This window comes from Paenibacillus sp. FSL R7-0216 (assembly GCF_037969915.1).
GTDB classification, from domain to species: Bacteria; Bacillota; Bacilli; order Paenibacillales; family Paenibacillaceae; genus Fontibacillus; species Fontibacillus rhizolycopersici.
Genome location: NZ_CP150222.1, coordinates 977,759 through 1,003,666 on the forward strand (window position 1 = coordinate 977,759; position 25,908 = coordinate 1,003,666).

Annotated in this window: 24 protein-coding genes and 1 riboswitch; all 24 genes read left to right on the forward strand. The window is 56.1% G+C overall.

The features are described 5' to 3' along the window. The first annotated feature begins 33 nt into the window (after positions 1-33). The 24 genes from MKZ15_RS04135 to ilvA all read left to right on the forward strand — a co-directional run bounded on the left by MKZ15_RS04135 (position 34) and on the right by ilvA (position 25,861). Complete coding sequence (locus tag MKZ15_RS04135; protein ID WP_339820043.1) at positions 34-2,166, forward strand: DNA topoisomerase III; 2,133 nt, start codon at positions 34-36, stop codon at positions 2,164-2,166. Between the two features lie 75 nt (positions 2,167-2,241). Beyond that, on the forward strand, positions 2,242-2,379 hold the full coding sequence (locus MKZ15_RS04140; RefSeq protein WP_155606699.1) for a hypothetical protein: 138 nt from the start codon (positions 2,242-2,244) through the stop codon (positions 2,377-2,379). Between the two features lie 92 nt (positions 2,380-2,471). Next, positions 2,472-2,789 (forward strand): DUF1294 domain-containing protein, encoded by a 318-nt coding sequence (locus tag MKZ15_RS04145; RefSeq protein WP_155606698.1) that lies wholly within the window; start codon positions 2,472-2,474, stop codon positions 2,787-2,789. A 27-nt stretch (positions 2,790-2,816) separates the two neighbouring features. Beyond that, complete coding sequence (locus MKZ15_RS04150; protein WP_193415754.1) at positions 2,817-3,251, forward strand: universal stress protein; 435 nt, start codon at positions 2,817-2,819, stop codon at positions 3,249-3,251. Positions 3,252-3,644: 393 nt separating this feature from the next. Further along, entirely contained in the window at positions 3,645-4,373 is a 729-nt protein-coding gene (locus tag MKZ15_RS04155) for an amino acid ABC transporter ATP-binding protein (RefSeq protein WP_339820048.1), read from the forward strand. Positions 4,374-4,405: 32 nt separating this feature from the next. Continuing rightward, positions 4,406-5,260, forward strand: coding sequence for a glutamate ABC transporter substrate-binding protein (locus MKZ15_RS04160; RefSeq protein ID WP_213623818.1), 855 nt, complete (start codon positions 4,406-4,408; stop codon positions 5,258-5,260). After that, the gene (locus MKZ15_RS04165; protein WP_155606694.1) at positions 5,233-5,916 is read left to right on the forward strand and encodes an amino acid ABC transporter permease; all 684 of its coding nucleotides are present in this window, start codon (positions 5,233-5,235) and stop codon (positions 5,914-5,916) included. The genes MKZ15_RS04160 and MKZ15_RS04165 overlap by 28 nt, the downstream gene beginning before the upstream one ends. Positions 5,917-6,221: 305 nt before the next feature. Continuing rightward, on the forward strand, positions 6,222-6,872 hold the full coding sequence (locus MKZ15_RS04170) for an amino acid ABC transporter permease (RefSeq protein WP_193415749.1): 651 nt from the start codon (positions 6,222-6,224) through the stop codon (positions 6,870-6,872). Positions 6,873-6,982: 110 nt separating this feature from the next. Next, entirely contained in the window at positions 6,983-8,311 is a 1,329-nt protein-coding gene (locus MKZ15_RS04175) for an ATP-binding protein (RefSeq protein ID WP_339820051.1), read from the forward strand. A 13-nt stretch (positions 8,312-8,324) separates the two neighbouring features. Continuing rightward, positions 8,325-9,236 carry a response regulator gene (locus tag MKZ15_RS04180; protein ID WP_155606691.1) on the forward strand — a complete coding sequence of 304 codons (912 nt, stop codon included), beginning with the start codon at positions 8,325-8,327 and terminating at the stop codon, positions 9,234-9,236. 162 nt (positions 9,237-9,398) lie between these two features. Beyond that, a riboswitch (purine riboswitch) is annotated at positions 9,399-9,500 on the forward strand. A 241-nt stretch (positions 9,501-9,741) separates the two neighbouring features. Beyond that, the gene (gene purE, locus MKZ15_RS04185) at positions 9,742-10,239 is read left to right on the forward strand and encodes a 5-(carboxyamino)imidazole ribonucleotide mutase (RefSeq protein ID WP_155606690.1); all 498 of its coding nucleotides are present in this window, start codon (positions 9,742-9,744) and stop codon (positions 10,237-10,239) included. Next, positions 10,236-11,456, forward strand: coding sequence for a 5-(carboxyamino)imidazole ribonucleotide synthase (gene purK, locus MKZ15_RS04190; RefSeq protein ID WP_339820054.1), 1,221 nt, complete (start codon positions 10,236-10,238; stop codon positions 11,454-11,456). Before purE ends, purK begins: the two co-directional genes overlap by 4 nt. Beyond that, the gene (gene purB, locus MKZ15_RS04195; RefSeq protein WP_155606689.1) at positions 11,453-12,748 is read left to right on the forward strand and encodes an adenylosuccinate lyase; all 1,296 of its coding nucleotides are present in this window, start codon (positions 11,453-11,455) and stop codon (positions 12,746-12,748) included. Before purK ends, purB begins: the two co-directional genes overlap by 4 nt. Before the next feature lie 35 nt (positions 12,749-12,783). After that, the gene (locus tag MKZ15_RS04200; RefSeq protein WP_339820056.1) at positions 12,784-13,683 is read left to right on the forward strand and encodes a phosphoribosylaminoimidazolesuccinocarboxamide synthase; all 900 of its coding nucleotides are present in this window, start codon (positions 12,784-12,786) and stop codon (positions 13,681-13,683) included. Positions 13,684-14,208: 525 nt separating this feature from the next. Then, entirely contained in the window at positions 14,209-14,454 is a 246-nt protein-coding gene (gene purS, locus MKZ15_RS04205; protein WP_155606687.1) for a phosphoribosylformylglycinamidine synthase subunit PurS, read from the forward strand. A gap of 3 nt (positions 14,455-14,457) precedes the next feature. Beyond that, complete coding sequence (purQ, locus tag MKZ15_RS04210; RefSeq protein ID WP_339820059.1) at positions 14,458-15,147, forward strand: phosphoribosylformylglycinamidine synthase subunit PurQ; 690 nt, start codon at positions 14,458-14,460, stop codon at positions 15,145-15,147. Then, positions 15,125-17,368: a phosphoribosylformylglycinamidine synthase subunit PurL gene (gene purL, locus MKZ15_RS04215; RefSeq protein WP_339820062.1), complete on the forward strand. Its 2,244-nt coding sequence runs from the start codon at positions 15,125-15,127 to the stop codon at positions 17,366-17,368. The genes purQ and purL overlap by 23 nt, the downstream gene beginning before the upstream one ends. Continuing rightward, positions 17,353-18,834, forward strand: a complete 1,482-nt coding sequence (gene purF, locus MKZ15_RS04220) for an amidophosphoribosyltransferase (RefSeq protein ID WP_339820064.1) — start codon at positions 17,353-17,355, stop codon at positions 18,832-18,834. Before purL ends, purF begins: the two co-directional genes overlap by 16 nt. 352 nt (positions 18,835-19,186) lie before the next feature. Beyond that, positions 19,187-20,230 carry a phosphoribosylformylglycinamidine cyclo-ligase gene (gene purM, locus MKZ15_RS04225; protein WP_193415743.1) on the forward strand — a complete coding sequence of 348 codons (1,044 nt, stop codon included), beginning with the start codon at positions 19,187-19,189 and terminating at the stop codon, positions 20,228-20,230. Next, the gene (gene purN / locus MKZ15_RS04230; RefSeq protein ID WP_193415741.1) at positions 20,230-20,847 is read left to right on the forward strand and encodes a phosphoribosylglycinamide formyltransferase; all 618 of its coding nucleotides are present in this window, start codon (positions 20,230-20,232) and stop codon (positions 20,845-20,847) included. Before purM ends, purN begins: the two co-directional genes overlap by 1 nt. 131 nt (positions 20,848-20,978) lie before the next feature. After that, positions 20,979-22,526 (forward strand): bifunctional phosphoribosylaminoimidazolecarboxamide formyltransferase/IMP cyclohydrolase, encoded by a 1,548-nt coding sequence (gene purH / locus MKZ15_RS04235; protein WP_339820070.1) that lies wholly within the window; start codon positions 20,979-20,981, stop codon positions 22,524-22,526. 313 nt (positions 22,527-22,839) lie between these two features. Next, positions 22,840-24,111 carry a phosphoribosylamine--glycine ligase gene (purD, locus tag MKZ15_RS04240; RefSeq protein WP_339820072.1) on the forward strand — a complete coding sequence of 424 codons (1,272 nt, stop codon included), beginning with the start codon at positions 22,840-22,842 and terminating at the stop codon, positions 24,109-24,111. A 115-nt stretch (positions 24,112-24,226) separates the two neighbouring features. Beyond that, positions 24,227-24,460 carry a hypothetical protein gene (locus MKZ15_RS04245; RefSeq protein WP_155606681.1) on the forward strand — a complete coding sequence of 78 codons (234 nt, stop codon included), beginning with the start codon at positions 24,227-24,229 and terminating at the stop codon, positions 24,458-24,460. Positions 24,461-24,598: 138 nt separating this feature from the next. Continuing rightward, positions 24,599-25,861: a threonine ammonia-lyase IlvA gene (gene ilvA, locus MKZ15_RS04250; RefSeq protein ID WP_339820076.1), complete on the forward strand. Its 1,263-nt coding sequence runs from the start codon at positions 24,599-24,601 to the stop codon at positions 25,859-25,861. The last annotated feature ends 47 nt before the right edge of the window (positions 25,862-25,908 follow it).

Sequence of the window (25,908 nt, forward strand, 5' to 3'; positions counted from 1 at the left end):
TAGTTCAGAGGAAAGGAGTGTTCGAAACCATTTATGAAGACGTTGGTATTAGCGGAGAAGCCGTCTGTCGCCAGAGAAATCGCGCGAGTGATGGGCAGCCGAGATAAGCATAAAAGTCATTTTGAAGGGCCAAAGTACGTGGTGACCTGGGCGCTGGGCCATCTGGTCGGTTTGGCCGAACCGGAGGATTATGACGCGAAGTTCGCGACGTGGGCGTTGGAGGATTTACCGATCCTGCCGGATAAAATGAAGCTGAAGGTGCTGCGCGAAAGCAGCCATCAGTTCAAGGCGGTGCAGCAGCTCATGCGGCGTCAGGATATCGGCGAGCTGATCGTGGCAACCGATGCCGCCCGCGAGGGTGAACTGCTCGCCCGCTGGATTATGGATATGGTCAAATGGAACAAACCGTTTCAGCGGCTGTGGATTTCGTCGCAAACGGATAAAGCGATCAAGGAAGGATTCGCGGCATTGAAGCCGGGCAGCCAATATGAACGCCTGTACCACTCGGCGCGTTGCCGGGCGGAGGCCGATTGGATGGTGGGCCTCAATGTCACTCGGGCGCTCACGACCAAATTTGGCGCGCCGCTCTCGGCCGGAAGGGTACAGACGCCGACGCTGGGCATGATCATGCAACGCGAGAACGAAATCCTCCGTTTCCGTTCGGAGGAATTCAACATGCTGCGCGCCGACTTCGGCAAGTTCGAAGCGGTATGGCGCGGCGGGAACGGAGATGCACGCATTTTTGATGCGGAGCGGTTGAACGCTCTGAAGCAGAAGCTCGAAGGGGCTTCCGGCCACATCGTCAAGCTGGTCAAGCACGAAAAAACGGTACCCCATCCGCTCGCTTACGATTTGACCGAGCTGCAGCGGGACGCGAACCGGCTGCTAGGGTTTTCGGCCAAGCAGACTTCGAACGTACTGCAGCGACTCTACGAGCAACATAAGCTGGTGACTTATCCGCGGACGGATTCGCGTTACCTGACGTCGGACATGACGGAGACCCTCAAGGAACGGCTGACCAGCGTAGCGATCGGCCCTTATGCGCCTCTGGCCCGGCCATTGCTTCGGGCCTCGCTGCAACTGAGTAAACGGGTTGTTGATGATAGTAAGGTGACCGACCACCATGCGATTATCCCGACGGAGCAAACGGTGCTGCTGAACGCGTTGAGCACGGACGAACGCAAGCTGTACGATTTGATTGTGCGGCGGTTTATCAGTTTGTTTTATCCGCCAGCAAGGTTCGATCAGGTCAGCGTGACGGTGGAAATCGCCGGCGAGACGCTGCACGCCAAAGGCACGACAATCAAGGACGCCGGATGGCGCGCCGTTTATGACGGGCAGGCGATGGAGGACGAAGAAGGCGGCGAGGACGATGCCGAGAGCGGTTCGGCATTGCCTGAGCTGAGCCAAGGCGAGGCGGTGAAAGTGCAGCGCTGCCGTGTGACGCCGGGGCGGACCCAACCGCCGAAGCGTTACACGGAAGCCGCCCTGCTGACCCAAATGGAGAAGCATGGGCTGGGCACGCCGGCAACGCGGGCGGACATCATTGAAAAGCTGGTCAGCTCGGATACGATCGAGCGGCAGGGGAACTCCCTGCATCCGACCGGCAAAGGCAAGCAACTGATCGAGCTGGCGCCGGCCGATTTGCGCACGCCGGAACTGACGGCCCGCTGGGAGGCGGAGCTGGAGCGGATCGCGCGCGGCCAAGGCCAGCCAGGGCCGTTCCTAAGCGGCATCCGTGAAATGGCGGTCAGCCTCGTGCAAGGTGTTAAACGCAGTGATGCGACCTATAAACCGCATAATGTCTCAAGTAGCCATTGCCCGGAATGCGGAACGCGGATGCTCGAGAAAAAAACCGGACGCGGGCTGATGCTGCTCTGTCCAAACGAAGATTGCGGGTATCGCCGTTCTGGCGAGAAGCGCCTGTCCAACCGTCGCTGTCCGCAATGCCACAAGAAGATGGAACTCAAGGAAGGCAAGGCGGGGATGTACGTGCAGTGCATCTCCTGCGGCATTACCGAGGTGCTTGAGAAAGACAAGGATAAGCACATGAACAAACGCGAGCAACAGCGGCTCGTCAAGCAATACTCTCAACCGCAGGAGTCTGGCGGGGTGAACCTCGGCGAGTTGCTGAAGGCAGCTCTGGAGAAGAAGGGCGATGATTAACCGGCTTAGCAAGCGGTTCTAGGTCCGCATAAATCGGCGGCCTTTACGGGACGCTAAGTACCGGAGGTGATAAGGGTGCCGCATCACAAAGCGCGGAAGACCGAGAACCAGCAGAACAAGTCGAGGCTGATGGAACCAACCGTGGCGGCCAAGCCGAAGAAGCAGGCCGATTACCCGCCCAGTTTGAACGAGATTCCGAAGAACGAAACCTGATGATATTTACAAGTGCGGCTCCCCAAGCGGGGAGCTTTTTACATAGAAGCGAATTTGGTGAAAAGATGCTGTTGCTCCGCGGTTGAGGTATAATGGAGTTAGGAACGTCGACATTCGAACGTAAAGATCGAAAGGGGGCGGCGAAGACGAAAACGGGTTTGCTGGTATGGTTTCTATTTATCAACGCAGTTGCTTATCTAGTCATGTCCGACGACAAAAGGCGAGCCAGGCAGAGGCGCGAACGGACTCCCGAGAAGACGTTGTTTTTGCTGGCTGCGCTCGGCGGCGCGTTGGGCGTATTGGTAGCCATGAACACGAAGCGCCACAAAACAAAGCATTTCAGCTTCCGGGTGGGCATTCCACTGCTGCTTCTTTTCAACGCCGTGCTTTATGGGTATTTTTTAATATAAACTCTTGGGACAAGTGAGGTGCTTTCCATGCTTTTTAACAAAATTCTTGCTGCGTATGACGGTTCGAAAGCGGCGAACAAAGCGCTGGACAAAGCGATCGAGTTGTGCAAATCGACGCCGGAAGCCAAGCTGGAGGTCCTGCACGTGTACGACTTCCCGCGTTTTTATGTAGCCGAGGGCTTCGCTCCGGTACCCACTTCGATGAACAAGGATTTTTATGAGCTGGCGGAAAGAACGGCAGAGGAAGCAAAAAGCCGGCTGGTGGCCGCAGGGCTGGAGCCCAAAGTCGAAATGGATCAAGGGGCGCCGGCGGAGACGATTTTGGAGTACGCTCAGAAATACGGAGCGGATCTCATCGTTATTGGCAGCCGAGGATTGGGTGGCATCCGCGAATTCGTGCTCGGCAGCGTCAGTCACAACGTCGTCCAGCATGCCCATATTCCGGTGCTCGTCGTGAAATAAGAATAGAGCTTGTTTGGTAGAAGCCTGACCGAAGCGATTCGGTCAGGCTTCTTTTGCGTGCGCATGGGTTGTCTGGTGTGATCCGGATTTAGGGCTAACGCTTGCCAGAATGCTTATTTAGGCGTGAATAGCGTCTTATACAAGCGTTAGAGTTTCAATAGCGGTTTTTCGAAATAGCTTCAAGGAAGATTCTTGTGAGGAAAACTGACGCTTGTCCGACCGAATCGGCGAGGAAAGAATTAAATTTTGGGCTATTTTCGAGATCGCGCGTAGGATGATGTAGTTTTTTATAGTCGCCAAAGTAAGGTTATGTTCAAATGTTACGATTACTCACATTGGCATGATGCAAGTACGGTCGAAAGGAACATCCGAACGCTGAAAGGAGGGGTGCCGTTGATTCGCTTTCACCAGGTCGATAAGCACTTTGGCCAATTTCACGTGCTGAAGAGGATTGAGCTGCAGGTCAAAGAAGGGGAAGTCGTGGTGGTCGTCGGTCCGTCCGGTTCGGGAAAAAGCACGATGCTGCGCTGCATCAACCGGCTGGAAACGATCACGAACGGCGAACTGACGGCAGGCGGCCTTCCGGTCCATGACCGTAAGACGGATATCAACAAGTTGCGGCGGGATATCGGAATGGTCTTTCAGCATTTTAATTTGTATCCGCACAAGAAGGTGATCGACAATATCACGTTGGCACCGATGAAGGTGCTGGGCATTTCTAAGGCGGAGGCGGAGCAAACGGCGCTGTTTTATCTGGAGAAGGTGGGCATCGCCGATAAAGCATCGGCGTATCCGTCCCAGCTGTCGGGCGGCCAGCAGCAGCGGGTGGCGATCGCCCGTGGGCTTGCGATGAAGCCGAAGATTATGCTGTTTGACGAACCTACCTCGGCGCTGGATCCGGAGATGGTCGGCGAAGTGCTGGACGTCATGCGGACGCTCGCTAGAGAAGGCATGACGATGGTGGTGGTTACGCACGAAATGGGGTTTGCTCGGGAGGTGGCGGACCGGGTTATTTTTATGGACCAAGGGCAGATCGTTGAGGAGGCCGGGCCGGAGGAATTCTTCGCCAATCCGCGGGAGGAGCGAACGCGTACCTTTCTCAGCCGTCTGCTAAGCCATTAGACCATGATGATCCTAAAAGGGAGGAAGAGAAGATGAAGAAACGTTGGAGGTTGATCAGTATTGCGGCGGTTTGCGCATTGGCGGTGCTGGCGGGCTGTGCGAATAATGGGGCGGGGGGGAATACAGCCGGCGATGGCGGCAATGCTACCCCGACGGCCGGGGAGAGCGGATCCGGGGCTCTCGGCAAAATCAAGGAACGCGGCAAGCTGCTGGTTGGCGTGAAATACGACACGAAGCTGTTCGGTCTAAAGGACCCCGCCAGCGGCAACGTCGAAGGTTTCGACATCGATATCTCCAAGGCGATCGCGAAGCATATTTTCGGGGATGAAAACGCCTTGGAGTTAAAGGAGGTTACCTCCAAAACGCGAATTCCGATGCTGAATAACGGCGAAATCGATATGATCGTGGCTACGATGACGATTACGGAGGAGCGCAAGAAGGAAGTTGACTTCTCCGACGTTTATTTCCAGGCGGGGCAATCGCTGCTGGTGAAGAAAGGCAGCCCGATCACGGGCATTGAGAACCTGACCTCCGATTCGACGGTATTGGGCAGTAAAGGCTCGACTTCGGTGAAAAATATCCGCGATAAAGTAAATGGCATCAAGGTGCTGGAGTTCGATAACTATCAGGATGCGTTTAACGCCCTGAAGGCGGGGCAAGGCGATGCGCTGACGACGGACGATGCGATCCTATACGGCATGTCCGCTCAGGATCCGAATTACGAGGTGGTTGGCAAGCCGTTTACCGACGAACCTTACGGCATCGCGGTGCAAAAAGGCAACTCGGATATCGTGCAGGCGATTAACGATACGCTGAAGGAGCTCCACGATAGTGGGGAGTACGATAAGATCTACGAGAAATGGATCGGCAAGAAGCCGAGCGAATAATCGTTATGGACTTTACGATATTGACCGATTACTTCGATGTTTATCTGGAAGGGTTCCGAGGGACGATTCTATCCAGCTTGCTGGCGTTGGTCGGCAGCTTTCTGCTGGGGGCGTTGATCGCCGTATTCCGCATCGCCCCAGTCCGCGCCCTGCGCTGGTTCGGAACGGGGTACGTTGAATTTATCCGCAATATTCCGCTGCTGCTTGTCGTATATATTTTTTATTACGGGCCGTCGGCACTGGGCTTGCCGCTTGATGGTTTTACGGCCGGGACGATAGGGTTGGCCGTGTACACATCATCGTTCATCGCCGAGGCGATACGCGCCGGAATCTTGGCGATCCCGAAGGGGCAAACGGAAGCCGCCCGTTCTTCCGGGTTAAGCTACGCGCAAACGATGATGCATATCATCCTGCCGCAGGCGATCAAGCTGGTCATTCCGCCGCTCGGAAACCAGTTCATCAATTTGATCAAGAACTCGTCCGTATTGACGATTGTCGCCGGGCTGGACCTGATGTATTTCGCCGACATCGTGAATACGGAGACGTATCGGACGTTTGATACTTATATTTTTGTGGCGTTGTTTTATTTGGCGCTGACCTTGCCTTTGAGTTACGGGGTTAGGGTGTGGGAGCGGAGACTCGAGAGAAGGTATTGAGGGTGGGGTAAAACGGAAAACGGGTGGATCTAAATTAAGCCCGCTGCGGTACGGTTTGGGCTTACGATCGCTGTTATCCTCGGATTTCTTGAATTTGTAGAACCTTAATCTGTAGAAATCCGAGGATAAAGGCGACCACTCCGTTTCTTCAGCTCCAAACCTTCCCTCCGGGGCTCTGCGATCCACCGGCTCTATCTCTCCCCTCCGCTGTGCTGGGGGAGTAGTAGCAGCGTGCGTGCGGTATAACCCGCATGCACGGCTGCGCAAAAGCAAAAGCAAAAGCATTGCTAGGAAGGAGGGATCCGATGGACTTTGCGGGAGCGTACAGTGCGGAGAATTTGAGCTTTCTGGCGGATGGGTTAGTTGTGACTTTGATTGTCGCCGGGGCGTCGATCGTGCTTAGCTTCCTGATCGGCTGCTTCGTTGGCGTCATTCGCTATACCCAGCTGCCCGTGTTGTCGCCGATCCTGCTGGTGGGCGTCGAGCTGATCCGCAATTTGCCGCTGCTCTTGATCATTTTCTTCATGCGCTTCGCCTTGCCGGAGATTGGCATCAAGCTGGGCCTGGTGGCCGCGACGGTTACAGGGTTAACCATCTTCGAGGCGGCGATGATCGCTGAAATCGTGCGCGGCGGACTCGCCTCCATCGACAAGGGGCAAATTGAAGCGGCTCGATCGTCGGGCCTCGGCTCCTTGCAGACGCTATGGCATATCGTGCTGCCACAAGGATTGCGGCGGATGGTGCCGCCGCTGGTCAGCCAGTTCATCTCGCTGCTCAAGGACACTTCGCTGGCGGTCGTGATCTCCTTGCCGGAGCTGATGCATCATGCCGGCATCGTCATCGGTCACGGCTACACCTACACGATACCTATCCTGTTGCTCGTGGCGTTGATCTATTTCTCCGTCAACTTTGTGCTTTCGGTGATCTCCAGGCGCTTGGAAGCCCGGCACGTGTAGGCATCAGCTGACACGGCTCTTACATATAATGGGATGTATGATATAGGCATCTTTCCCTGGATATGGTACGATAAGGGGCAAAATAACCCACGGGAGCCGGGTGAGCGGAGATGGGAAACTTTCCTCTGAAGTCCTATTTTAGATCCGCCTACGTACAGATCGGAGTCGTGGCCATCGGAACGGCATTGGCCGGGGAGCTGAAGATCAACCCGTTTGATGGTGATATTTTTCGGATCGGATTGGGGAGCAGTGCGTTCTTGCTATTCTTGCTGCTGCTGAGGCGATTGCCGTATCTCATCACCGGCGTCATCTCAGGCTTGGTGGTGCTGCTGTTTCGCACCGGGTTAGATCAGGCGTTTGGCCACGGCTTAACCTTGGCCGACAGCGTGACGAGGCATTGCTCGGCGGCGGTGTATTACATCGTGTTTGCGTTAGGGATGAGCGTGATCAAACGGCGGTTGGACCGCTTCTATCCCTTGGCTCTGGGAGCGGTGACGGCAGTAATCGATCTGCTGTCCAACGAGGCGGAGCTGCTGACTCGGCTGCTGGTGACCGGCACCGCCACGTTTAAGCTCAACGAATGGACATTTTTGATGGCGATTGCGATGCTGCGCACGTATTTCGTGACCGGCATTTACAGCAGCATTTCCGTCAGCCGGATGCGGATCGTGCAAAAGGAGCAGAACCGCCGAATTGAGCAGATGCTTAGCTTTAGTTCCGGATTGTACGGGGAAGTCTTTTACCTGAAGAAATCAATCGGTACGCTGGAGAACCTGACCCTGCAAAGCTATGAGCTGTACCGTCGGTTGTCTGACGAAGGGCAAGAGAAGCACAAACACTACGTTTTGGGGATTACGCAGCAAATCCATGAGGTAAAGAAGGATTCGCAGCGGATTTTAGGCGGGCTGATCAAGCTCACGGACCGCGAAGTTCCGGGGGATATGCCTTTGTCGGGTTTAGTCCAATATACCGTCCATAGCAGCCAGAAGTACGCCGAAATGTTGGGGAAAAGAATTGTCTTTACGCAGAAGATCACCTTGGACTACGCCACCGCCAACTACATTCCCTTACTTACGCTGCTGGGCAACCTGACGGCGAATGCGGTAGAAGCGATCCAGGGCCAGGGGCAGGTTCATCTCGAGGTCCGCGAGCAAGCGGGATGGACCTTATTGACGGTGAACGACAGCGGGGGCGGCTTTCCTCAGGACGAGCGGGAGCTCGTGTTCGAACCGGGTTTTACGACCAAGTTCGATGAGGAAGGCGTTGCTGCGACAGGGATCGGTCTATCTCATGTGAGAGACATCGTGGCCCGGTTTGAAGGGGAGATCTCGCTTGATACCGCGCCGGGACTTGGTGGGGCGAGGGCCCAAATTCGGATACCGACGCGGATGTTGCGGAAGCCGACAAGTCCGACGGAAACGCGACTTACCAAACATTGAGGAGGGTGTACCGATGCCGCTCTCTTTTTGTATCGTGGACGATGATGCCAGTGCCCGGAAAATGCTGCAGTACATTATCGAGGACAGCGGCCTAGGCGAGGTAACGGGGACGGCCGGCGGCGGGGCGGAGGGCGTGCGGCAAATTTTAAGCGAGTCGCCGGACATCGTGCTGATGGATCTGTTGATGCCGGATCAGGACGGAATCGAGGCAATCGACTCCCTGCGCGCCCAAGGCTGCCGCTCTCGGTTCGTGATGATCTCCCAAATCGAAAACCAGGATATGGTCGGACGGGCGTACCGGAGCGGGATTGAGTTCTTCATCCGCAAGCCGATCAATCGGATCGAAGTGGAGACGGTACTGCAGAAGGTCAATGAACGGTATGCGATGAGTCACTATCTGGATGAAATTAAAACCAGCCTAAAGAAGCTGGAGGGCTTGCGCAGCACGCCGTTGGCTGGTCCAGGCAAGCGAACGGTTCGTGAAGCGATTCAACCGATTCTGATGAATCTCGGTCTGATTGGCGAGAGCGGCAGCCGGGATATCATCGCGATGATGGAGCTGTTGCTTGGACAGGGTGACGAGGTTGGTGGCAACCTGCCACCCTTGAAGGAGCTGTATCGTCGAACCGCAGCCTTATACAAGGAGGAGCCGGAGGACATCGCCAAGGAGGTCAAGGCGATCGAGCAACGGCTGCGACGCGCGTTGACCGCGGGGCTGACGAACCTGGCGTCGCTGGGCCTGACCGATTACGGTAATCCTCGGTTTGAATATTACGCCCCTCTTTATTTTGACTTTGAGGATGTGCGGCTAAAGATGAAGGAGATCGAGGAAGGTCGGGAAACCGGCAATGGAAAGGGCAAAGTGAACATCAAGAAGTTCCTGCAGGTGCTGTATATCGAATTGCAGGAGCAGTTGGGCGGATAAATGAAAAAGGTGAATCTTTCATCTAACCTAGCCGGTTTTTAGGGGCTAGGTTTTTTGGTTCTTGTTCAAAAACGAACATTCGGATTTTACAATCATTTAATGTTCGGATTTGAGTTGACATGTCGTGTCCGCCATTGGTAAACTAGGAGAGAAAAGGCGGCTCGCCGCCGAACATCATAATCTCGTATAATGCCGGGGATAGGGCCCGGAAGTTTCTACCCGAGAACCGTAAATTTTCGGACTACGAGCGAATACGTGATGAAGGTAGGGCTACTCCGCACGGAAGGCCTTCTTTATTATGAGCCTGGGCTTGCAAGCGCCGGGCTTTGCGTTGCCGTCGGCGCGGCCCTTAGCTGCCCGTATGCAGGTTTCGTATTCCTCAGGGTCCGCGAATTTCGGGAAATCTTCGTTATTTTCCAGGAAGTTCGGGGCCCTTTTCCGTATTCGGCCATCTATAAATCGTAGGCAGAGTTTTTGACTTCTACTAAAGAAAGTGGGTTGAAGCATGACAGCACAAGTCGCCGTCATCATGGGCAGCAAGTCGGACTGGGAAACGATGTCCCATGCCTGTTCCGTTTTGGAAGAACTGCAGATTCCTTATGAAAAAAATGTCGTATCCGCGCACCGCACCCCGGATTTGATGTTCGAATTCGCGGAGCAGGCTGCGGGTCGCGGGCTGAAGGTCATCATCGCGGGAGCAGGCGGCGCGGCTCATCTGCCGGGCATGGTGGCGGCCAAGACGACGCTGCCGGTCATCGGCGTGCCAGTGAAATCGGCCGCGCTGAACGGCCTCGACTCGCTGTTGTCGATCGTGCAAATGCCGGGCGGTATTCCGGTAGCGACGGTGGCGATCGGCAAAGCCGGGGCGATCAACGCCGGATTGCTCGCGGCGCAAATGCTGGGCGCGTTCGACCCCGAGGTGATGCGCCGGGTGCAGGAGCGTCGCGACCGGATTCAAGCCGAGGTGCTGGAAAGCGGCTCGGAGTTAGGAGCGGCTGAATGAGCGGCAGACCGTCGGGCAAAATGAGCGGTGTTCAAGGTGCTCCGGTCATCGAGCCGGGCGCAACGATCGGGGTGCTTGGCGGCGGGCAACTTGGGCGGATGATGGCGCTGGCGGGGAGCAACCTCGGGTACCGGTTCGTGGCGATGGACCCGACGCCGGATGCGCCTTGCGGACAAGTTGCGGGGCAGATCGTGGCCCGCTACGACGACCAGGCGGCCGCGCGTGAATTGGCGGCGCGGGCCGATGTGATCACGTACGAATTCGAAAACGTGGATGCGGGCGTCGCCGCGCTGTTGGAGGAATCGTCGTACGTGCCTCAAGGCAGCCGACTGCTGTACACCACGCAGCATCGGCTGCGCGAGAAGCGAGCCATCGAAGCGGCGGGCGTCAAGGTAGCGCCGTACGCGGAGATCGGCAGCGAGGAGGAACTGCGTGCGGCCGTGGCCCGGCTGGGCCTCCCGGCCGTGCTGAAGACGGCCACCGGCGGCTATGACGGCAAAGGCCAATGGGTGATCCGCAGCGAAGACGAGATTACAGCGGCTTACGCCGAGTTAAGTCGGGCCGGGACGGCGCTTGTGTTGGAGCAATTCGTCCCGTTCGTCAAGGAGCTGTCCGTCATCGCGGCGCGCAGTCCGCGCGGGGAGATTCAAACGTTCCCGGTAGCGGAAAATATCCATGTCGATAATATTTTGCATGTGTCGATCGTGCCGGCCCGCGTGGAGGAGCAGGTGCAGCGAGAGGCCGAACGATTGGCGGCCCGGATCGCCGAAGGCTTGGAAGCGGTTGGCCTGCTGGCGGTGGAGATGTTCCTGACCGCGGATGGCGAGCTGTTCGTCAATGAACTGGCGCCGAGACCACATAATTCCGGCCATTACACAATGGAGGCCTGCACGACTTCGCAATTTGAGCAGCATGTGCGGGCGATCTGCAATTTGCCGCTGGGTCCCGTGGAACTGCTGACGCCCGTCGTGATGGTCAACGTGTTGGGCGAGCATTTGGAGGACGTCCGCAAGGCGGTCGTGACCGGCACTTGGTATGGCGATGGCGAGGACGAGGGGTCAACTGGATTCCCGGCGATCCCCAAAGTACACTTATATGGAAAGCACGGAGCCGCTCCGAAACGGAAAATGGGGCATATCAACCTGATCTGCCGCGACGTAGAGGACGGGCTTCGTTGGATAGAGCAAACCAACATTTGGAGGAATGAACGTAAATGATCGAACGCTACAGCAGACCGGAAATGAGAGCGATCTGGACGGAGGAGAACAAATTCAAGGCCTGGTTGGAAGTGGAGCTCTGCGCCTGTGAAGCTTGGGCTGAGCTCGGCGTGATCCCGAAGGAAGACGCAGCGACGCTGCGCGAGAAGGCTTCATTCGATATCGATCGGATCTATGAAATCGAGCAGGAAACTCGCCATGACGTCATCGCGTTTACCCGTGCCGTATCGGAAAGCCTGGGCTCCGAGCGCAAATGGGTGCACTACGGCCTGACTTCCACGGACGTGGTGGACACGGCGCTGGGGTATTTACTGAAGCAGGCAAATGAAATTTTGGAACGGGATATCGTGAATTTCATCGAGATTTTGAAGGATAAGGCCTTGGCCTATAAAGATACCCCGATGATGGGCCGCACGCACGGCGTGCATGCTGAACCGACGACCTTCGGCCTGAAGATGGCGCTCTGGCACGAGGAAATGAAGCGGAATCTGGAGCGTTTCCGCCGGGCAGCAGACAATGTCCAGTTCGGTAAAATCTCCGGCGCAGTCGGCACTTACGCGAACATCGATCCATTTGTGGAAGAATTCGTTTGCCGTAAACTGGGCACGAGCCCCGCGCCGATTTCGACGCAAACGCTGCAGCGCGATCGTCATGCCGAGTACATGTCGACATTGGCTTTGGTCGCAACGTCGCTCGACAAGTTCGCTACCGAAATTCGCGCCCTGCAAAAGAGCGAGTTCCGTGAGGTAGAGGAAGCCTTCGCCAAAGGGCAAAAAGGTTCGTCGGCGATGCCGCACAAGCGCAACCCGATCGGCTGCGAGAACATCTCCGGCTTATCCCGCGTGATCCGCGGGCATATGATTTCGGCTTACGAAAATGTCACGCTGTGGCATGAACGCGACATCTCCCACTCCTCGGTGGAACGGGTGATTCTGCCAGACGCCACGATGCTGCTCAACTATATGCTGAACCGTTTCGGCAATATCGTGAAGAACCTGACGGTATTCCCGGAAAATATGAAGCGCAACATGGGCCGCACGTACGGCGTACCGTTCTCCGGTCGCGTGTTGACAAAACTCATCGACAAAGGTTTCAGTCGCGAGCAAGCGTACGATACGGTGCAGCCGCGGGCAATGCAAGCGTGGGAAACGCAACGCCAGTTCCGCGACATTATCGAGGAGACGCCGGAAATTACCGCGGTCTTGAGCAAGGAAGAGATCGACGATGCGTTTGATCCGTCTTGGCATTTGAAGCATGTGGATACAATTTTCCGGAAGCTGGGCTTGATTTAATCGAATAGAGTTTGGGATAGGGGAGGAGAACTTTCATGGCGGTACCGGCAATTTCCACGGCGGCGGATTTGGTGAATGCCCCGTTGCTGTACAAAGGTAAGGTCCGGGAGTTGTACGATCTTGGCGAGTTTTTCTTGATCGTGGTCACCGACCGCATCTCCGCGTTTGACTACATTCTGGCACCGGCGGTGCCGGACAAGGGGAACGTGCTGAACCGGCTGAGCGCGTTTTGGTTCGACAAGACGCGGCATGTGCTGGATAACCACGTGATTCATACGGACGTTGACCGGCTCGGGGACGTGATTCCGGCGGAGCATCGCGAGGTACTGCGGAACCGGATCATGGTGACCCGCAAGGCGGAGCGTATCGACATCGAATGCGTGGTACGCGGTTACGTGACCGGCGGAGGCTGGCGGCAGTATGAGCAGACCGGTGCGATTAACGGCATTCAGTTGCCGGAAGGGCTGCGCAAGAACGCAAAGCTGGCGGCGCCGATCTTCACCCCGGCGGCCAAGAACGACGTCGGCCACGACGAGGACATCTCGTTTGCCGAGATGGCGGACAAAATCGGCCGCGATCTGGCCGAGCAGTTGCGGGACCGCAGCCTGGAGATGTACGCCTTCGCCCGTGACTACTGCGAGGAACGCGGGATTCTCCTCGCCGACTGCAAGCTGGAATTCGGACTGGTGGACGACAAACTGATTTTGATCGACGAGATGTTTACGCCGGACGCTTCGCGGTTTTGGGCCAAAGAGAACTACGCGCTGGACATCGAGATCGACAGCATGGATAAAGAGCCGGTGCGGGCTTATCTGGCCGGTTCGGACTGGGATAAGAACAGCGAGCCGGACCCGCTCCCGGCGCATGTCGTCGAAGAAACGACGCGGCGCTACCGCGAGATCTACCAACGACTGACCGGAGCGGAGTTGGCGTAGGCGCAGGTTGCCGCCTCGCGCTAACGGACCCCACGGCCTTTATTAGGCTAGGTACCCGGGTTTGGCTCACGTAACGGACCGAGGAGACCCTATTTGGGCCTGACAGTCTGATATGGAGTTGATCTAGGCAAAATAACGTCTGTGGAGTCCGTTAGCCCGGGAAATACCGGGAAATGAGCGAATAACGTCGCTACGGTCCGTTAGGAGTTCGAGGGCTGGGAAAGAGGCCGTTTGCCAACGCGCCCAGTGCCCCAAGGTCTCCTTTAGCAGCCTTTTGAGGATTATCCCTTTTGTTCAGGAAGGGCAGGAGCCAGGGAGCAAGAAGACAGGCGATCAAGCAAGCAAGAAAGAGAGCAAGCAAGAAAACCGGCGAGTTGAAAGCTAAGTAAGCAAGCAGGTAAGTAAGTAAGTAAGTAAGTAAGCAAGCAAGCAAGTATCCTTGCAGATCCATACGCAATGATGAGAACCATCCAGAACCAAGCGGCCGTGCCGTACAAGTCCAAACTTAGGAGGAACACGAGGAACATGATGAAAGCGAGCGTTTATGTCACGATCAAGCAAAGCGTACTTGACCCACAGGGGGTAGCCGTTCAGGGAGCGCTCCATTCCATGGGGTTCAGAGAGGTGGACAGTGTCCGCATCGGTAAATATATGGAGCTGACGCTCGACACGAACGATCGCTTCGAGGCGGAAGCCCGAGTCAAAGCGATGTGTGAGAAGCTGTTGGCCAATACGGTGGTAGAAGATTACCGCTTCGAATTGGAGGCCTAAACCATGAAATTCGCGGTACTCGTATTCCCCGGTTCCAACTGTGATATCGACTGTTACAAAGCGGTGGAAGAGTCGCTGGGTGAACCGGTCGACTATGTGTGGCACACAGCCACCGATTTGTCCGCTTACGACTGCATTCTGGTACCCGGCGGGTTCTCTTACGGCGACTATTTGCGGTGCGGGGCGATTTCCCGCTTTGCGCCGGTGATGGCGGAAGTGGCCAAGGCCGCGGAGGAAGGTAAATATGTGCTGGGCATCTGCAACGGATTCCAGATCCTGACGGAAGCCGGTCTGCTTCCGGGTACGTTGCGCCGCAATGAGTCTTTGAAATTCCGTTGTCATGACACGGAGCTGCGCGTGGAGAACAACGATAATCCGTTTACTTCGCTGTATGCACCGGGCGATGTGATCACGATTCCGATCGCGCACGGCGAAGGCAACTATTATTGCGATGAAGCAACGCTAGAGCAGTTGGAACGGAACAATCAGATTATTTTCCGATACGTTCAAAATCCGAACGGCTCGGTGGACGATATCGCCGGCATCTCCAACGAACGCGGAAACGTCGTCGGCATGATGCCGCATCCGGAGCGGGCGGTAAGCTCCTTGCTTGGTTCTGAGGACGGCAAGAAGATGTTTACATCCATTTTGAAAGCTTGGAGGGATCGGCATGAGTCAGCAAGTGTCCGCTAAGGAACCAAATGCAGAACAAATTGCGGAGCAGAAAATTTACAAACAGATGGGCGTTTCCGACAGCGAATACGAACTGATTTGCGGGTTCCTCGGGCGCAAGCCGAATTATACGGAAATCGGTGTGTTTAGCGTCATGTGGTCCGAACACTGTGCCTACAAAAATTCGAAGCCGCTGCTGCGGCGGTTTCCCACCAGCGGTCCACGCGTGCTGATGGGGCCGGGCGAAGGCGCTGGGATCGTCGATATCGGCGACAACCAAGCGGTTGTATTCAAGATCGAAAGCCATAATCACCCCTCGGCGGTGGAGCCGTACCAAGGCGCGGCGACGGGCGTGGGCGGGATTATTCGCGATATTTTTTCCATGGGATCCAGACCGATTGCCCTGCTGAACTCACTCCGATTCGGCAAGCTGGAAAGCGACCGGGTGAAGTATTTGTTTGAGCATGTGGTGTCCGGGATCGCGGGGTACGGGAACTGCATCGGGATTCCGACGGTCGGCGGAGAAGTCGTGTTTGATGAGAGCTATGACGGCAATCCGCTGGTCAACGCAATGTGCGTGGGACTGATTGATCATGACAAAATCCAGCGCGGTGTCGCTAAGGGCGTAGGTAACCCGGTGTTTTACGTGGGTCCTCCAACCGGCCGCGATGGCATTCATGGCGCTACGTTCGCCTCGGAGGAGTTGACGGAGGAATCCGAAGCGAAGCGGACGGCGGTGCAGGTCGGCGATCCATTCATGGAGAAGCTCGTGATGGAAGCTTGCCTCGAATTGATAGACACGGGCATCGTACTGGGCATCCAGGACATGGGTGCGGCGGGGTTGACCTGTTCCAGCGCGGAAATGGCCAGCAAAGCCGGGAATGGTCTCGAACTGTATCTCGATCAGGTCCCGCAGCGTGAGCAAGGCATGACTGCCTACGAAATGATGTTATCGGAATCGCAGGAGCGGATGTTGTTCGTCGTTGAGCCGAAGGATGAGGCGCAGGCGCGGGAGATTTTTGAGCGTTGGGGAGTCATCTGTGCAAAAGTCGGCAAAGTCACGGACGATGGACGTCTGAAGCTGTTCCATCACGGAGATTTGGTTGGCGACATGCCGGTTACGGCGCTCGTGGATGAATGTCCGATCTACAACAAGCCGTCGGAAGTGCCGGCTTATTATGAACAAAACGCATCGGTAGATACAACCCGCTACGAAGAGGTGCGCGATTTGGGAGCGGCGCTGGAGCAAGTGCTGGCATCGCCTTCCGTCGCGAGCAAAGCGTGGGTATACAACCAATACGATTATATGGTGCGTACGAGTACGGCTGTTCGTCCGGGTTCGGATGCTGCGGTGGTGACGGTTCATGGCACGCGTAAGGCGCTGGCTATGACGACCGACTGCAACGGACGGTTCGTGTACTTGGATCCGGAAGTTGGCGGGCGGATCGCGGTCAGCGAAGCTGCGCGCAACATCGTCTGCTCCGGGGCGGAGCCGCTGGCGATTACCGACAACCTGAATTTCGGCAGCCCGGAGAAGCCGGATATTTTCTGGCAGATGGAACGGTCGGTTGACGGAATGGCGGAAGCTTGCCGCGTGCTCGATACGCCGGTCATCGGCGGGAACGTCAGCTTGTACAACGAGAACGCCAAAGGCGCGATTTACCCGACGCCGGTCGTGGGGATGGTCGGCCTGGTGCATGATACGGATCATATTACGACGCAAGGATTCAAAGCGGCTGGGGATGTCGTGTTCCTCTTGGGCGAGACGAAAGCGGAGCTGGGCGGCAGCGAGCTGCAAGCCATCGTGCATGGTGTCGTGGAAGGACGACCGCCGCAACTGGATTTGGATGTGGAGAAAAAACTGCTTGGCGCAGTGCTTGCGGCGATCCAAGGCGGGCTCGTGCGTTCGGCTCACGACTTGTCCGAAGGCGGCCTCGCCGTTGCCTTGGCTGAATCGTGCATGAGCGGCGGAATCGGCGCCAAGGTTGACGTCGCGAGCGAGCTGCGTTCCGATTTTGCGTTGTTCAGCGAATCGCAGTCGCGGATTCTGCTGTCAGCTTCGCCGGAGAAGGCGGAGCCGCTGGAGAAGCTGCTCGCGAAACGCGGCGTGCCTACAGCGCGGATCGGGGTCGTGGAAGGTTCGGAACTGAGCGTGTCCGTCAATGGGACGGAGGTTCTGAGCAAACCGGTGGAGCAGTTGAAACGCGTCTGGGAGGATGTCATTCCATGTCTTATGCAATGATGCCAGCGCAGAGACTTTGGACCGGAGACTACTATAACGAAGGGGCAGGGCACACGGATCCGTTCGATACGTTGCGCGAGGAATGCGGCGTGTTTGGCGTATTCGGCCATGCCGAAGCGGCTTCCCTGTCCTACTACGGACTGCACGCGTTGCAGCATCGGGGTGAGGAAAGCGCGGGAATTTGCACGACCGACGGGGCGGATTTCAATTATCACCGTAGCATGGGACTCGTTAAGGAAGTGTTCGACCGCGATAAGTTGTCCTCGTTGCGAGGCGACCGTTCGATCGGCCATGTCCGCTATTCGACGAGCGGGGACAGCAAGTTGACGAACGCGCAGCCGCTGATTTTCAAATACCGCGACGGCGATTTGGCGGTAGCAACCAACGGCAATATCGTGAATGCGCCGAAAATCCGCCGCCAGCTCGAACAAAGCGGCTCGATCTTCCAAACGACAAGCGATACGGAAGTGATCGCGCACTTGATCGCCCGCTCGCCGAAGGATTTCGTCGAAGCGGCGAAGGACGCGTTGGGTCAACTGGTTGGAGGCTTCGCCTTCCTGCTGCTGACCAACGATAAGCTGATCGCCGCCAGCGATCCGAACGGCTTGCGTCCGCTTGTCATGGGACGGCTCGGCGATGCGTACCTGTTCTCGTCCGAGACGTGCGCGTTCGAGGTCGTCGGCGCGGAGACGCTTCGCGAAATCCAGCCGGGCGAAATGCTGGTGCTGGACCGGGACGGCCTTCGCGAGGAGCGTTACGCCGAGCCGGCCCGCAAGGCGCTTTGCGCGATGGAGTACATTTACTTCGCGCGTCCGGACAGCGACATGAACGGCTCGAACCTGCATGCCAGCCGCAAGCGGATGGGGCAGGTGATGGCGCAGGAGTCGTTCGTCGACGCGGATGTCGTGACCGGCGTTCCGGACTCCAGCATTTCCGCTGCCATCGGCTATGCGGAGCAGACCGGCATCCCTTACGAGCTGGGCCTGATCAAAAATAAATATACCGGTCGTACGTTCATCCAGCCGAGTCAGGAGCTGCGCGAGCAAGGCGTGAAGATGAAGCTGAGCGCGGTGCGCCGTGTCGTGGAGGGCAAACGCGTGGTGATGATCGACGACTCGATCGTTCGAGGCACGACCTCGCGGCGGATCGTTAATCTGCTGCGCGAAGCCGGTGCGACAGAGGTGCATGTTCGCATTACCTCGCCACCGTTCAAGAACCCATGCTTCTACGGCATTGATACGCCGGACCGCGGCGAGTTGATCGCCTCGTACAAAACGGTGGAAGAAATTTGCCGGGAGATCCATGCGGATTCGCTGGAGTTTCTAAGCCCACAGGGGCTGATCCAGGCGGTAGGTGGAGAGAACGCCAAGGATTATAAAGGCGGCCTCTGCATGGCTTGTTTTGACAACGATTATCCAACCCGGACGGATTTCGACGGGGAAGAGAAGTTTGGCTGCACATGCTAGTGGGTGGAAGCCTATGCTGAGTGCTGCTATTTGTGGGTTGCGGCTGAAGGCAATGGAGCGTTTCGATGTTGCATTTTACTGAATCTACGAATTGTATTCGATTTTTCGTGCATATCTCACGGTTCATGTTATTAATTGTTTGATTAATACATGTTCAAAAAGTCAGGTTTGGAGCACCAAGAAGGTTGGATGAAGCTAGGGGCTGAGTAGCGCAGCGTAGCCAGAGGCTACGTGAGCAACGGAAGGCCCGGCTGAATTCAAGATTCGACGCCGAATAACCTTCACTGACTTACTTCGTGATCGAAAGATGACTTTTTGAACTACCTCTAATCCAAAGGAGTGGGTCCCTCTCGTGTCTGAAGCATACAAGAAAGCCGGCGTTGATATCGCGGCCGGGAATGAAGCGGTTGAGCGGATGAAAAAACACGTCAAACGGACGTTCCGTCCGGAAGTGATGACCGACTTGGGCGGCTTTGGCGCTTTGTTCGGACTGAATAAGGACAAATACGCGGAGCCGGTGCTCGTCTCGGGAACGGATGGCGTAGGCACGAAGTTGAAAATCGCCTTTGCCATGGATAAGCACGATACGATCGGCATCGACGCGGTGGCCATGTGCGTGAACGATATCGTGGTGCAGGGGGCAGAACCGCTCTTTTTCCTTGATTATCTGGCATGCGATAAGGTCGTACCGGAGAAAATCGAGGCGATCGTCGCGGGTATCGCAGAAGGCTGCAGCCAATCGGGCTGCGCGTTAATCGGCGGAGAGACGGCCGAAATGCCGGGAATGTACAGCGAAGGCGAATACGACATTGCCGGTTTTACCGTCGGCGTCGTCGACAAGAGCAAAATCGTGAACGGCAGCCGCATCGCTCCCGGCGACACGGTCATTGGACTTGCGTCCAGCGGCGTGCATAGCAACGGGTTTTCGCTCGTCCGAAAGCTCCTGCTGGAAGAAGCGGGCTACGCATTGACAGACAAACTCCCTGAACTGGATGGTGAGGTGCTGGGCGATGTGCTGCTGACGCCAACCAAGCTGTACGTCAAGCCGGTGTTATCGTTGCTAGAGCAGGTGGACGTGAAGGGCATGGCTCACATTACAGGTGGCGGATTCATCGAAAACATCCCACGCGTGCTGCCGGAAGGGGTAGACGTGGAGATCGCCTATGGGTCTTGGCCGATTTTGCCGATTTTCGACTTGCTGCAAAAGCAGGGGAACGTCAGTCCTCGGGATATGTTCACGACGTTCAACATGGGAATTGGGCTAGTGATTGTCGTGGCTGAGGATCAGGTGGAGCAAGCGATCGCAGCGCTACAGCAAGCAGGCGAAACGCCTTACGTCATCGGTAAAGCGACCGAGGGACAAAGGGTAGTGACTTTTGCGGGGGCGGACGTCTAATGGGCGCCAAGTATCGGATCGCCGTGTTTGCCTCGGGGCAGGGCAGCAATTTTCAAAACTTGCTGGACGCTTCGCGGACAGGGGATCTGGATGCCGAAATTGTGCTGCTCGTTTGCGACAAGCCGCAAGCCTTCGTCGTCGAACGGGCTCGCCGGGCTGGCGTCGAATGCTATCTGTTTAACCCGAAGTCGTACGCGCGTCGCGAGGATTATGAAGCGGAAATCGCCGCCGAGCTGGAAAAGCGCGGCGTCGATTTGGTGGTGCTGGCTGGTTATATGCGGCTGCTTACCTCTGTGTTGGTAGAGCCTTATGCCGGCAGGATGATTAATATCCATCCGTCTCTGTTGCCTGCTTTTCCGGGGAAAGACGCAATTGGTCAGGCTTGGGAATACGGCGTGAAAGTGACAGGAGTTACGGTGCATTTGGTTGATGGCGGAATGGATACCGGGGCGGTGATTGCGCAAACCGCGGTGGATATTACACCAGACGATACGCTGGATTCGCTCGAAGCGAAAATCCATGACGCGGAACAACGCTTATATCCGCAGGTCGTGTCGTGGTTTGCTACAAACCAAGTGCGGTTGGAAGGCAGAAAAGTCACCATTCTGTCGGAATAGAAACCTTTTGAACGCGCTTGATTGCAGGATTTTCGGAGGAAATGGATCGCTTAAGGAACATGTGGAGAGGTTTCGATATTTCCCGAGAAATATCGGGGGCATGATTCGCCAAAATAAAGGAGGAGCCGATTGTGAGTATAAAAAGAGCGCTCGTGAGCGTGTCGGATAAAACGGGCATCGTGGATTTTTGCCGCGAGCTGTCGCAGCTAGGTGTGGAAATCATTTCGACAGGGGGCACGAAAAACCTGCTGGCGAAAGAGGGAGTGCCGGTCATCGGCATCTCCGACGTAACCGGGTTCCCAGAAATCCTCGACGGACGTGTCAAAACGCTGCATCCTGCGGTTCATAGCGGGCTGCTGGCGGTTCGCGACAGCGAGGAACACCAAGCGCAGATGAAGGAGTTGGGATTGGATTATATCGACCTGGTGGTCGTGAACCTGTATCCATTCCAGGAAACCATCGCCAAGCCGGACGTCACTTATGAAGACGCGATCGAAAATATCGACATCGGCGGACCCACGATGCTTCGTTCTGCCGCGAAAAACCATGCGTTCGTCAGCGTTGTTGTCGACGCCGCCGACTATGGGACGGTGTTGGATGAGGTGCGTGCGGGCGGCGATACAACGCTTGAGACGCGCAAACGGCTTGCGGCCAAAGTTTTCCGCCACACGGCGGCTTATGATGCCCTGATTTCCGACTATTTGTCGAAGGTAAATGGCGATCCGTTGCCTGAACGGTATACCGTCACCTACGAAAAGATCCAAGACCTGCGTTATGGCGAGAATCCGCATCAAAAAGCGGCATTTTACCGCAAACCGCTGGCGGCGGCCGACACCTTGACCGGAGCAGAGCAGCTGCACGGGAAAGAGCTCTCCTACAATAACATCAACGATGCTAACGCGGCACTGCAAATCGTCAAGGAATTCGAGGAGCCGGCAGTCGTGGCCGTCAAGCATATGAATCCTTGCGGCGTCGGAGTTGGCGCGAGTGTGCTCGAAGCCTACCAAAAAGCGTACGAAGCCGATCCGGTGTCGATCTTCGGCGGAATTGTTGCGGCCAATCGCATCATTGATGCTGATACGGCGATGCTATTGAAGGAAATCTTCCTGGAGATTATTTTGGCGCCGGGCTTTACGGATGAAGCGCTGGAGATCCTTACGAAGAAGAAGAATATCCGCCTGTTGAAGCTGGGTGGCCTGGAGCTGGGCGCGAGCCGCAGCAGCCAGTTCGTTGTCACCTCGATCGATGGCGGCATGATCGTACAGGAAAGCGATGTGCATTCGCTGAAGGAGTCTGACTTGACGGTCGTGACCGACCGTAAGCCTACCGATGCGGAGTTGAAGCAACTGCTGTTCGGCTGGAAAGTCGTTAAGCATGTGAAGTCTAATGCGATCGTGTTAGCAAAGGACGATATGACGGTTGGCGTCGGCGCGGGGCAGATGAACCGCGTGGGTGCGGCCAAGATCGCGATCGAGCAAGCGGGCGACAAGGTGAAGGGCAGCGTTCTAGCCTCGGATGCCTTCTTCCCGATGGGCGACACGGTAGAGGCGGCCGCCAAGGCCGGAGTTACCGCGATCATCCAGCCGGGCGGCTCCGTGAAGGATGAGGAGTCGATTAAAGTCGCGAACGAATACGGGATCGCGATGGTCTTCACCGGCGTGCGCCATTTCAAACACTAAGCCGGAGTCAGACGGCAGACCGCTGCGGCGGCCTGCCGTTTGTTTTACGTAGTGGTATGTCGTTCGTTTGACCGGTTGGCTTGAACTAAGTGGAATACCTCCAACTATTTTGCCGAACTCAAGCGGTTTTTGCTTGTTTAGTTGGATAACCTCCATTTATTTTGGGCAAAATCAGCCCCAATTTCTATTTTGGCTAAATTTAGATGTAGGGTTTCCACTTAATGGTGTGGATACGTTAGTGCAAAATCAATTAAGTGGATGAAATCCACTTCGCGATCAAGTTGCTCTACCAAGTTTGATCTAGGAGGAGACTATGGATATTTTGGTGATTGGCGCCGGAGGGCGCGAGCACGCGATTTGCTGGAGCTTGGCGAAAAGCCCGAAGGCCGGGACGATTTATTGCGCCCCAGGAAACGCGGGCATCGGGGAACTGGCAGAGCTGGTACCGATTCAAGTGAATGAATTCGACAAGCTGGCCGCTTTTGCTGAAGAGAAGCGGATTGGCCTGGTCGTCGTCGGTCCGGACGATCCGCTTGCGGACGGGATTGTGGACGTGTTTGAGGCCAAGAAGATCCCGGTCTTTGGTCCGCGCAAAAATGCCGCGCATATCGAAGGTAGCAAGACTTTTATGAAGGATCTGCTGAAAAAATATAACATCCCTACCGCCGCCTACGAGAAGTTCGACAATTACGAGCAGGCTCTAGCTTATCTCCAAAGCCGCCCGGTGCCGATCGTCATCAAGGCCGACGGGCTTGCGGCAGGTAAAGGCGTGACGGTCGCTTTTACCCGCGAGGAAGCGGAAACGGCGCTGAAGAGCATCATGATCGACAAAGTGTTTGGCGAATCCGGCAGCCAGGTCGTGATCGAGGAATTCCTCGAAGGGCAGGAAATGTCGATCCTGTCGTTTGTCGATGGGGAAACGGTCCGTCCCATGGCCGCGGCGCAGGATCACAAGCAGGTGTATGACGGCGACAAAGGTCCGAATACCGGCGGCATGGGTACTTATTCCCCGCTGCCGCATATCGCGGATTCGATCATCGAAGAGGCGATCGAAACGATCATCAGGCCGACCGCCAAGGCAATGGTTGCCGAAGGACGGCCGTTCCGCGGCGTATTGTTCGCCGGCTTAATGATCGCACCGGACGGTAAACCGAAGACGATCGAGTTTAACGCTCGCTTTGGCGATCCGGAGACCCAGGTTGTCTTGCCCCGGTTGAAAAGCGATCTGCTCGACATTTTTCTGGCAGCCGTAAACGGGACGTTGGATCAAGCGGAGATCGAATGGAGCGACGAGGCGGCGGTTTGCGTCGTGTTGGCTTCCGGCGGTTATCCGGCTTCGTATCCGAAAGGTTTGCCGATCCGGGGTCTAGACGAGGCGGGGGCTGCGGGTGCGCTGGTGTTCCATGCCGGAACGGCTAGGGGGAAGGGCGGCGAACTGGTCACGAACGGCGGGCGCGTACTTGGCGTTGTGGGTCTCGGCAAGACGATTGCTGAGGCCCGGGACAAAGCGTACGAAGCGGCAGGATCTATCGCGTTCGAAGGCAAGCATCAACGTACGGACATCGCTGCGAAGGCATTGGTTTAGATCATTAGCTAGGGTGCCAGACAAGGATAATCCGCTTCCGATTCGTGCATGTTAAGGGATATTGGGGATAGTTCAACGGATTCCCCGCAATTCTCTATCGGGAGGCGGCATCACCATGAGCGACAAAATGAAGGAAATGCTACCGGTTTCACGCGAAGAAGTGGAAGTCGACGGCGTATACCGGGACGAACTGGGACGCGAGGAATATTTGCAAAAGGGCGAGGAGTTCCCTTCCGACCCGGTGTACGGCACGATGGAATGGGAACTGAGCGAGCTCTCCCAAGAGAAAAACTCCAAAGGCCATACCGATGACCGCTTATTACACAAAAAAGCGAAAAAAGAAGGTTAACCAGGCGCCCTTCCAAAGCGGGATGTTTCCCGTTGGAGGGGCGTTTGCCTGCCGCCGTGCAAAATAACTTGAACCGGAGGCGGTTTCAGGTGTAACTTTAATAGAATGAGAGAACTGAGTTAAAGCGAGGAGAAATAGATGAATCAGGCGGAACGACAAACGGTAGGCATGGAAGACATCGTCAAAGCGCATCACATACTGAAGGAAGTGGTGATCCGGACGCCGCTTCAGCTCGATGCGACCTTATCAGCCAAATACGAATGCAACGTTTATCTAAAAAGAGAGGATCTGCAGGTTGTTCGCTCCTTCAAAATCCGTGGGGCGTATAACATGATTCGCAGCCTGCAGCCCGAGGATCTGGAGAAGGGTATCGTATGCGCGAGCGCCGGTAACCATGCGCAGGGCGTGGCATTTTCTTGCAACGCGCTAGGGATTCAAGGGAAGATCTATATGCCAAGCACGACGCCGAACCAGAAGGTCAAGCAAGTCAAAAGATTTGGCGGGGAACATGTGGAGGTCGTTCTGATCGGCGACACTTACGATGATGCCTATGCGGAGGCGATGAAAGCTTGCCGGGAAGGCGGCATGACGTTCATTCATCCGTTTGACGATCCGAAGATCGTCGCGGGGAACGGGACGATTGGTATGGAGATTATGGAAAGTTTGACGGCACCGGCTGATTACGTCTTTGTGACCATTGGCGGCGGCGGGTTGGTATCCGGTGTAGGAACGTATTTCAAGACGGTTAGCCCGGAGACGAAGGTCATCGGGGTTGAACCGTCCGGTGCGGCTTCCATGACGGAAGCTTTGAAGCAGAAGCAAGTGGTGACGCTGGAATCGATCGATAAGTTCGTCGACGGAGCCGCGGTCAAACGGGTTGGCGACTTGAATTACGAAATTTGCGCGGACATTCTGGATGACATCGTCCAAGTACCGGAGGGCAAAGCATGTACAACGATTCTGGAGCTGTACAATGACAGCGCCATCGTCGTGGAGCCGGCCGGGGCGTTGCCGGTATCCGCGCTGGATATGTACCGCGATCAGATTCGTGGGAAGACGGTCGTTTGCGTGATCAGCGGAGGTAACAATGACATCGACCGGATGCAGGAGATGAAGGAACGTTCGTTGATTTACGAAGGGTTGAAGCACTACTTCCTGATCAACTTCCCGCAACGTGCCGGAGCGCTGCGCGAGTTCCTTGAAGAGGTGCTGGGTCCCAACGACGACATTGCGCGGTTCGAGTATACCAAGAAGCATAATAAGGAGAACGGTCCCGCTTTGGTGGGCATCGAGCTGAGCGACAAAGCGGATTACGAAGGGCTGGTTGGCCGCATGACCGCAAAAGGGATCGCCTATACCGAGCTCAACCGGGATTTGAATTTGTTTAATTTGCTGATTTGAGTTTTAGCAAAAAATAGTATGGCGAGAAGCCCTCTTCGACAGAAGTC

Excerpts from the sequence above, each read along its gene's own strand:
- MKZ15_RS04160 (WP_213623818.1), top strand. The coding sequence starts at position 4,406 with ATGAAGAAACGTTGGAGGTTGATCAGTATTGCGGCGGTTTGCGCATTG.
- ilvA (WP_339820076.1), top strand. The coding sequence starts at position 24,599 with ATGAATCAGGCGGAACGACAAACGGTAGGCATGGAAGACATCGTCAAA.
- purK (WP_339820054.1), top strand. The coding sequence starts at position 10,236 with ATGAGCGGCAGACCGTCGGGCAAAATGAGCGGTGTTCAAGGTGCTCCG.
- purE (WP_155606690.1), top strand. The coding sequence starts at position 9,742 with ATGACAGCACAAGTCGCCGTCATCATGGGCAGCAAGTCGGACTGGGAA.
- purL (WP_339820062.1), top strand. The coding sequence starts at position 15,125 with ATGAGTCAGCAAGTGTCCGCTAAGGAACCAAATGCAGAACAAATTGCG.
- MKZ15_RS04165 (WP_155606694.1), top strand. The coding sequence starts at position 5,233 with ATGGATCGGCAAGAAGCCGAGCGAATAATCGTTATGGACTTTACGATA.
- purS (WP_155606687.1), top strand. The coding sequence starts at position 14,209 with ATGATGAAAGCGAGCGTTTATGTCACGATCAAGCAAAGCGTACTTGAC.
- MKZ15_RS04135 (WP_339820043.1), top strand. The coding sequence starts at position 34 with ATGAAGACGTTGGTATTAGCGGAGAAGCCGTCTGTCGCCAGAGAAATC.
- MKZ15_RS04150 (WP_193415754.1), top strand. The coding sequence starts at position 2,817 with ATGCTTTTTAACAAAATTCTTGCTGCGTATGACGGTTCGAAAGCGGCG.
- MKZ15_RS04180 (WP_155606691.1), top strand. The coding sequence starts at position 8,325 with ATGCCGCTCTCTTTTTGTATCGTGGACGATGATGCCAGTGCCCGGAAA.
- MKZ15_RS04170 (WP_193415749.1), top strand. The coding sequence starts at position 6,222 with ATGGACTTTGCGGGAGCGTACAGTGCGGAGAATTTGAGCTTTCTGGCG.
- purB (WP_155606689.1), top strand. The coding sequence starts at position 11,453 with ATGATCGAACGCTACAGCAGACCGGAAATGAGAGCGATCTGGACGGAG.
- purQ (WP_339820059.1), top strand. The coding sequence starts at position 14,458 with ATGAAATTCGCGGTACTCGTATTCCCCGGTTCCAACTGTGATATCGAC.
- purD (WP_339820072.1), top strand. The coding sequence starts at position 22,840 with ATGGATATTTTGGTGATTGGCGCCGGAGGGCGCGAGCACGCGATTTGC.
- purF (WP_339820064.1), top strand. The coding sequence starts at position 17,353 with ATGTCTTATGCAATGATGCCAGCGCAGAGACTTTGGACCGGAGACTAC.
- MKZ15_RS04145 (WP_155606698.1), top strand. The coding sequence starts at position 2,472 with ATGGAGTTAGGAACGTCGACATTCGAACGTAAAGATCGAAAGGGGGCG.
- MKZ15_RS04175 (WP_339820051.1), top strand. The coding sequence starts at position 6,983 with ATGGGAAACTTTCCTCTGAAGTCCTATTTTAGATCCGCCTACGTACAG.
- MKZ15_RS04245 (WP_155606681.1), top strand. The coding sequence starts at position 24,227 with ATGAGCGACAAAATGAAGGAAATGCTACCGGTTTCACGCGAAGAAGTG.
- MKZ15_RS04200 (WP_339820056.1), top strand. The coding sequence starts at position 12,784 with ATGGCGGTACCGGCAATTTCCACGGCGGCGGATTTGGTGAATGCCCCG.
- purN (WP_193415741.1), top strand. The coding sequence starts at position 20,230 with ATGGGCGCCAAGTATCGGATCGCCGTGTTTGCCTCGGGGCAGGGCAGC.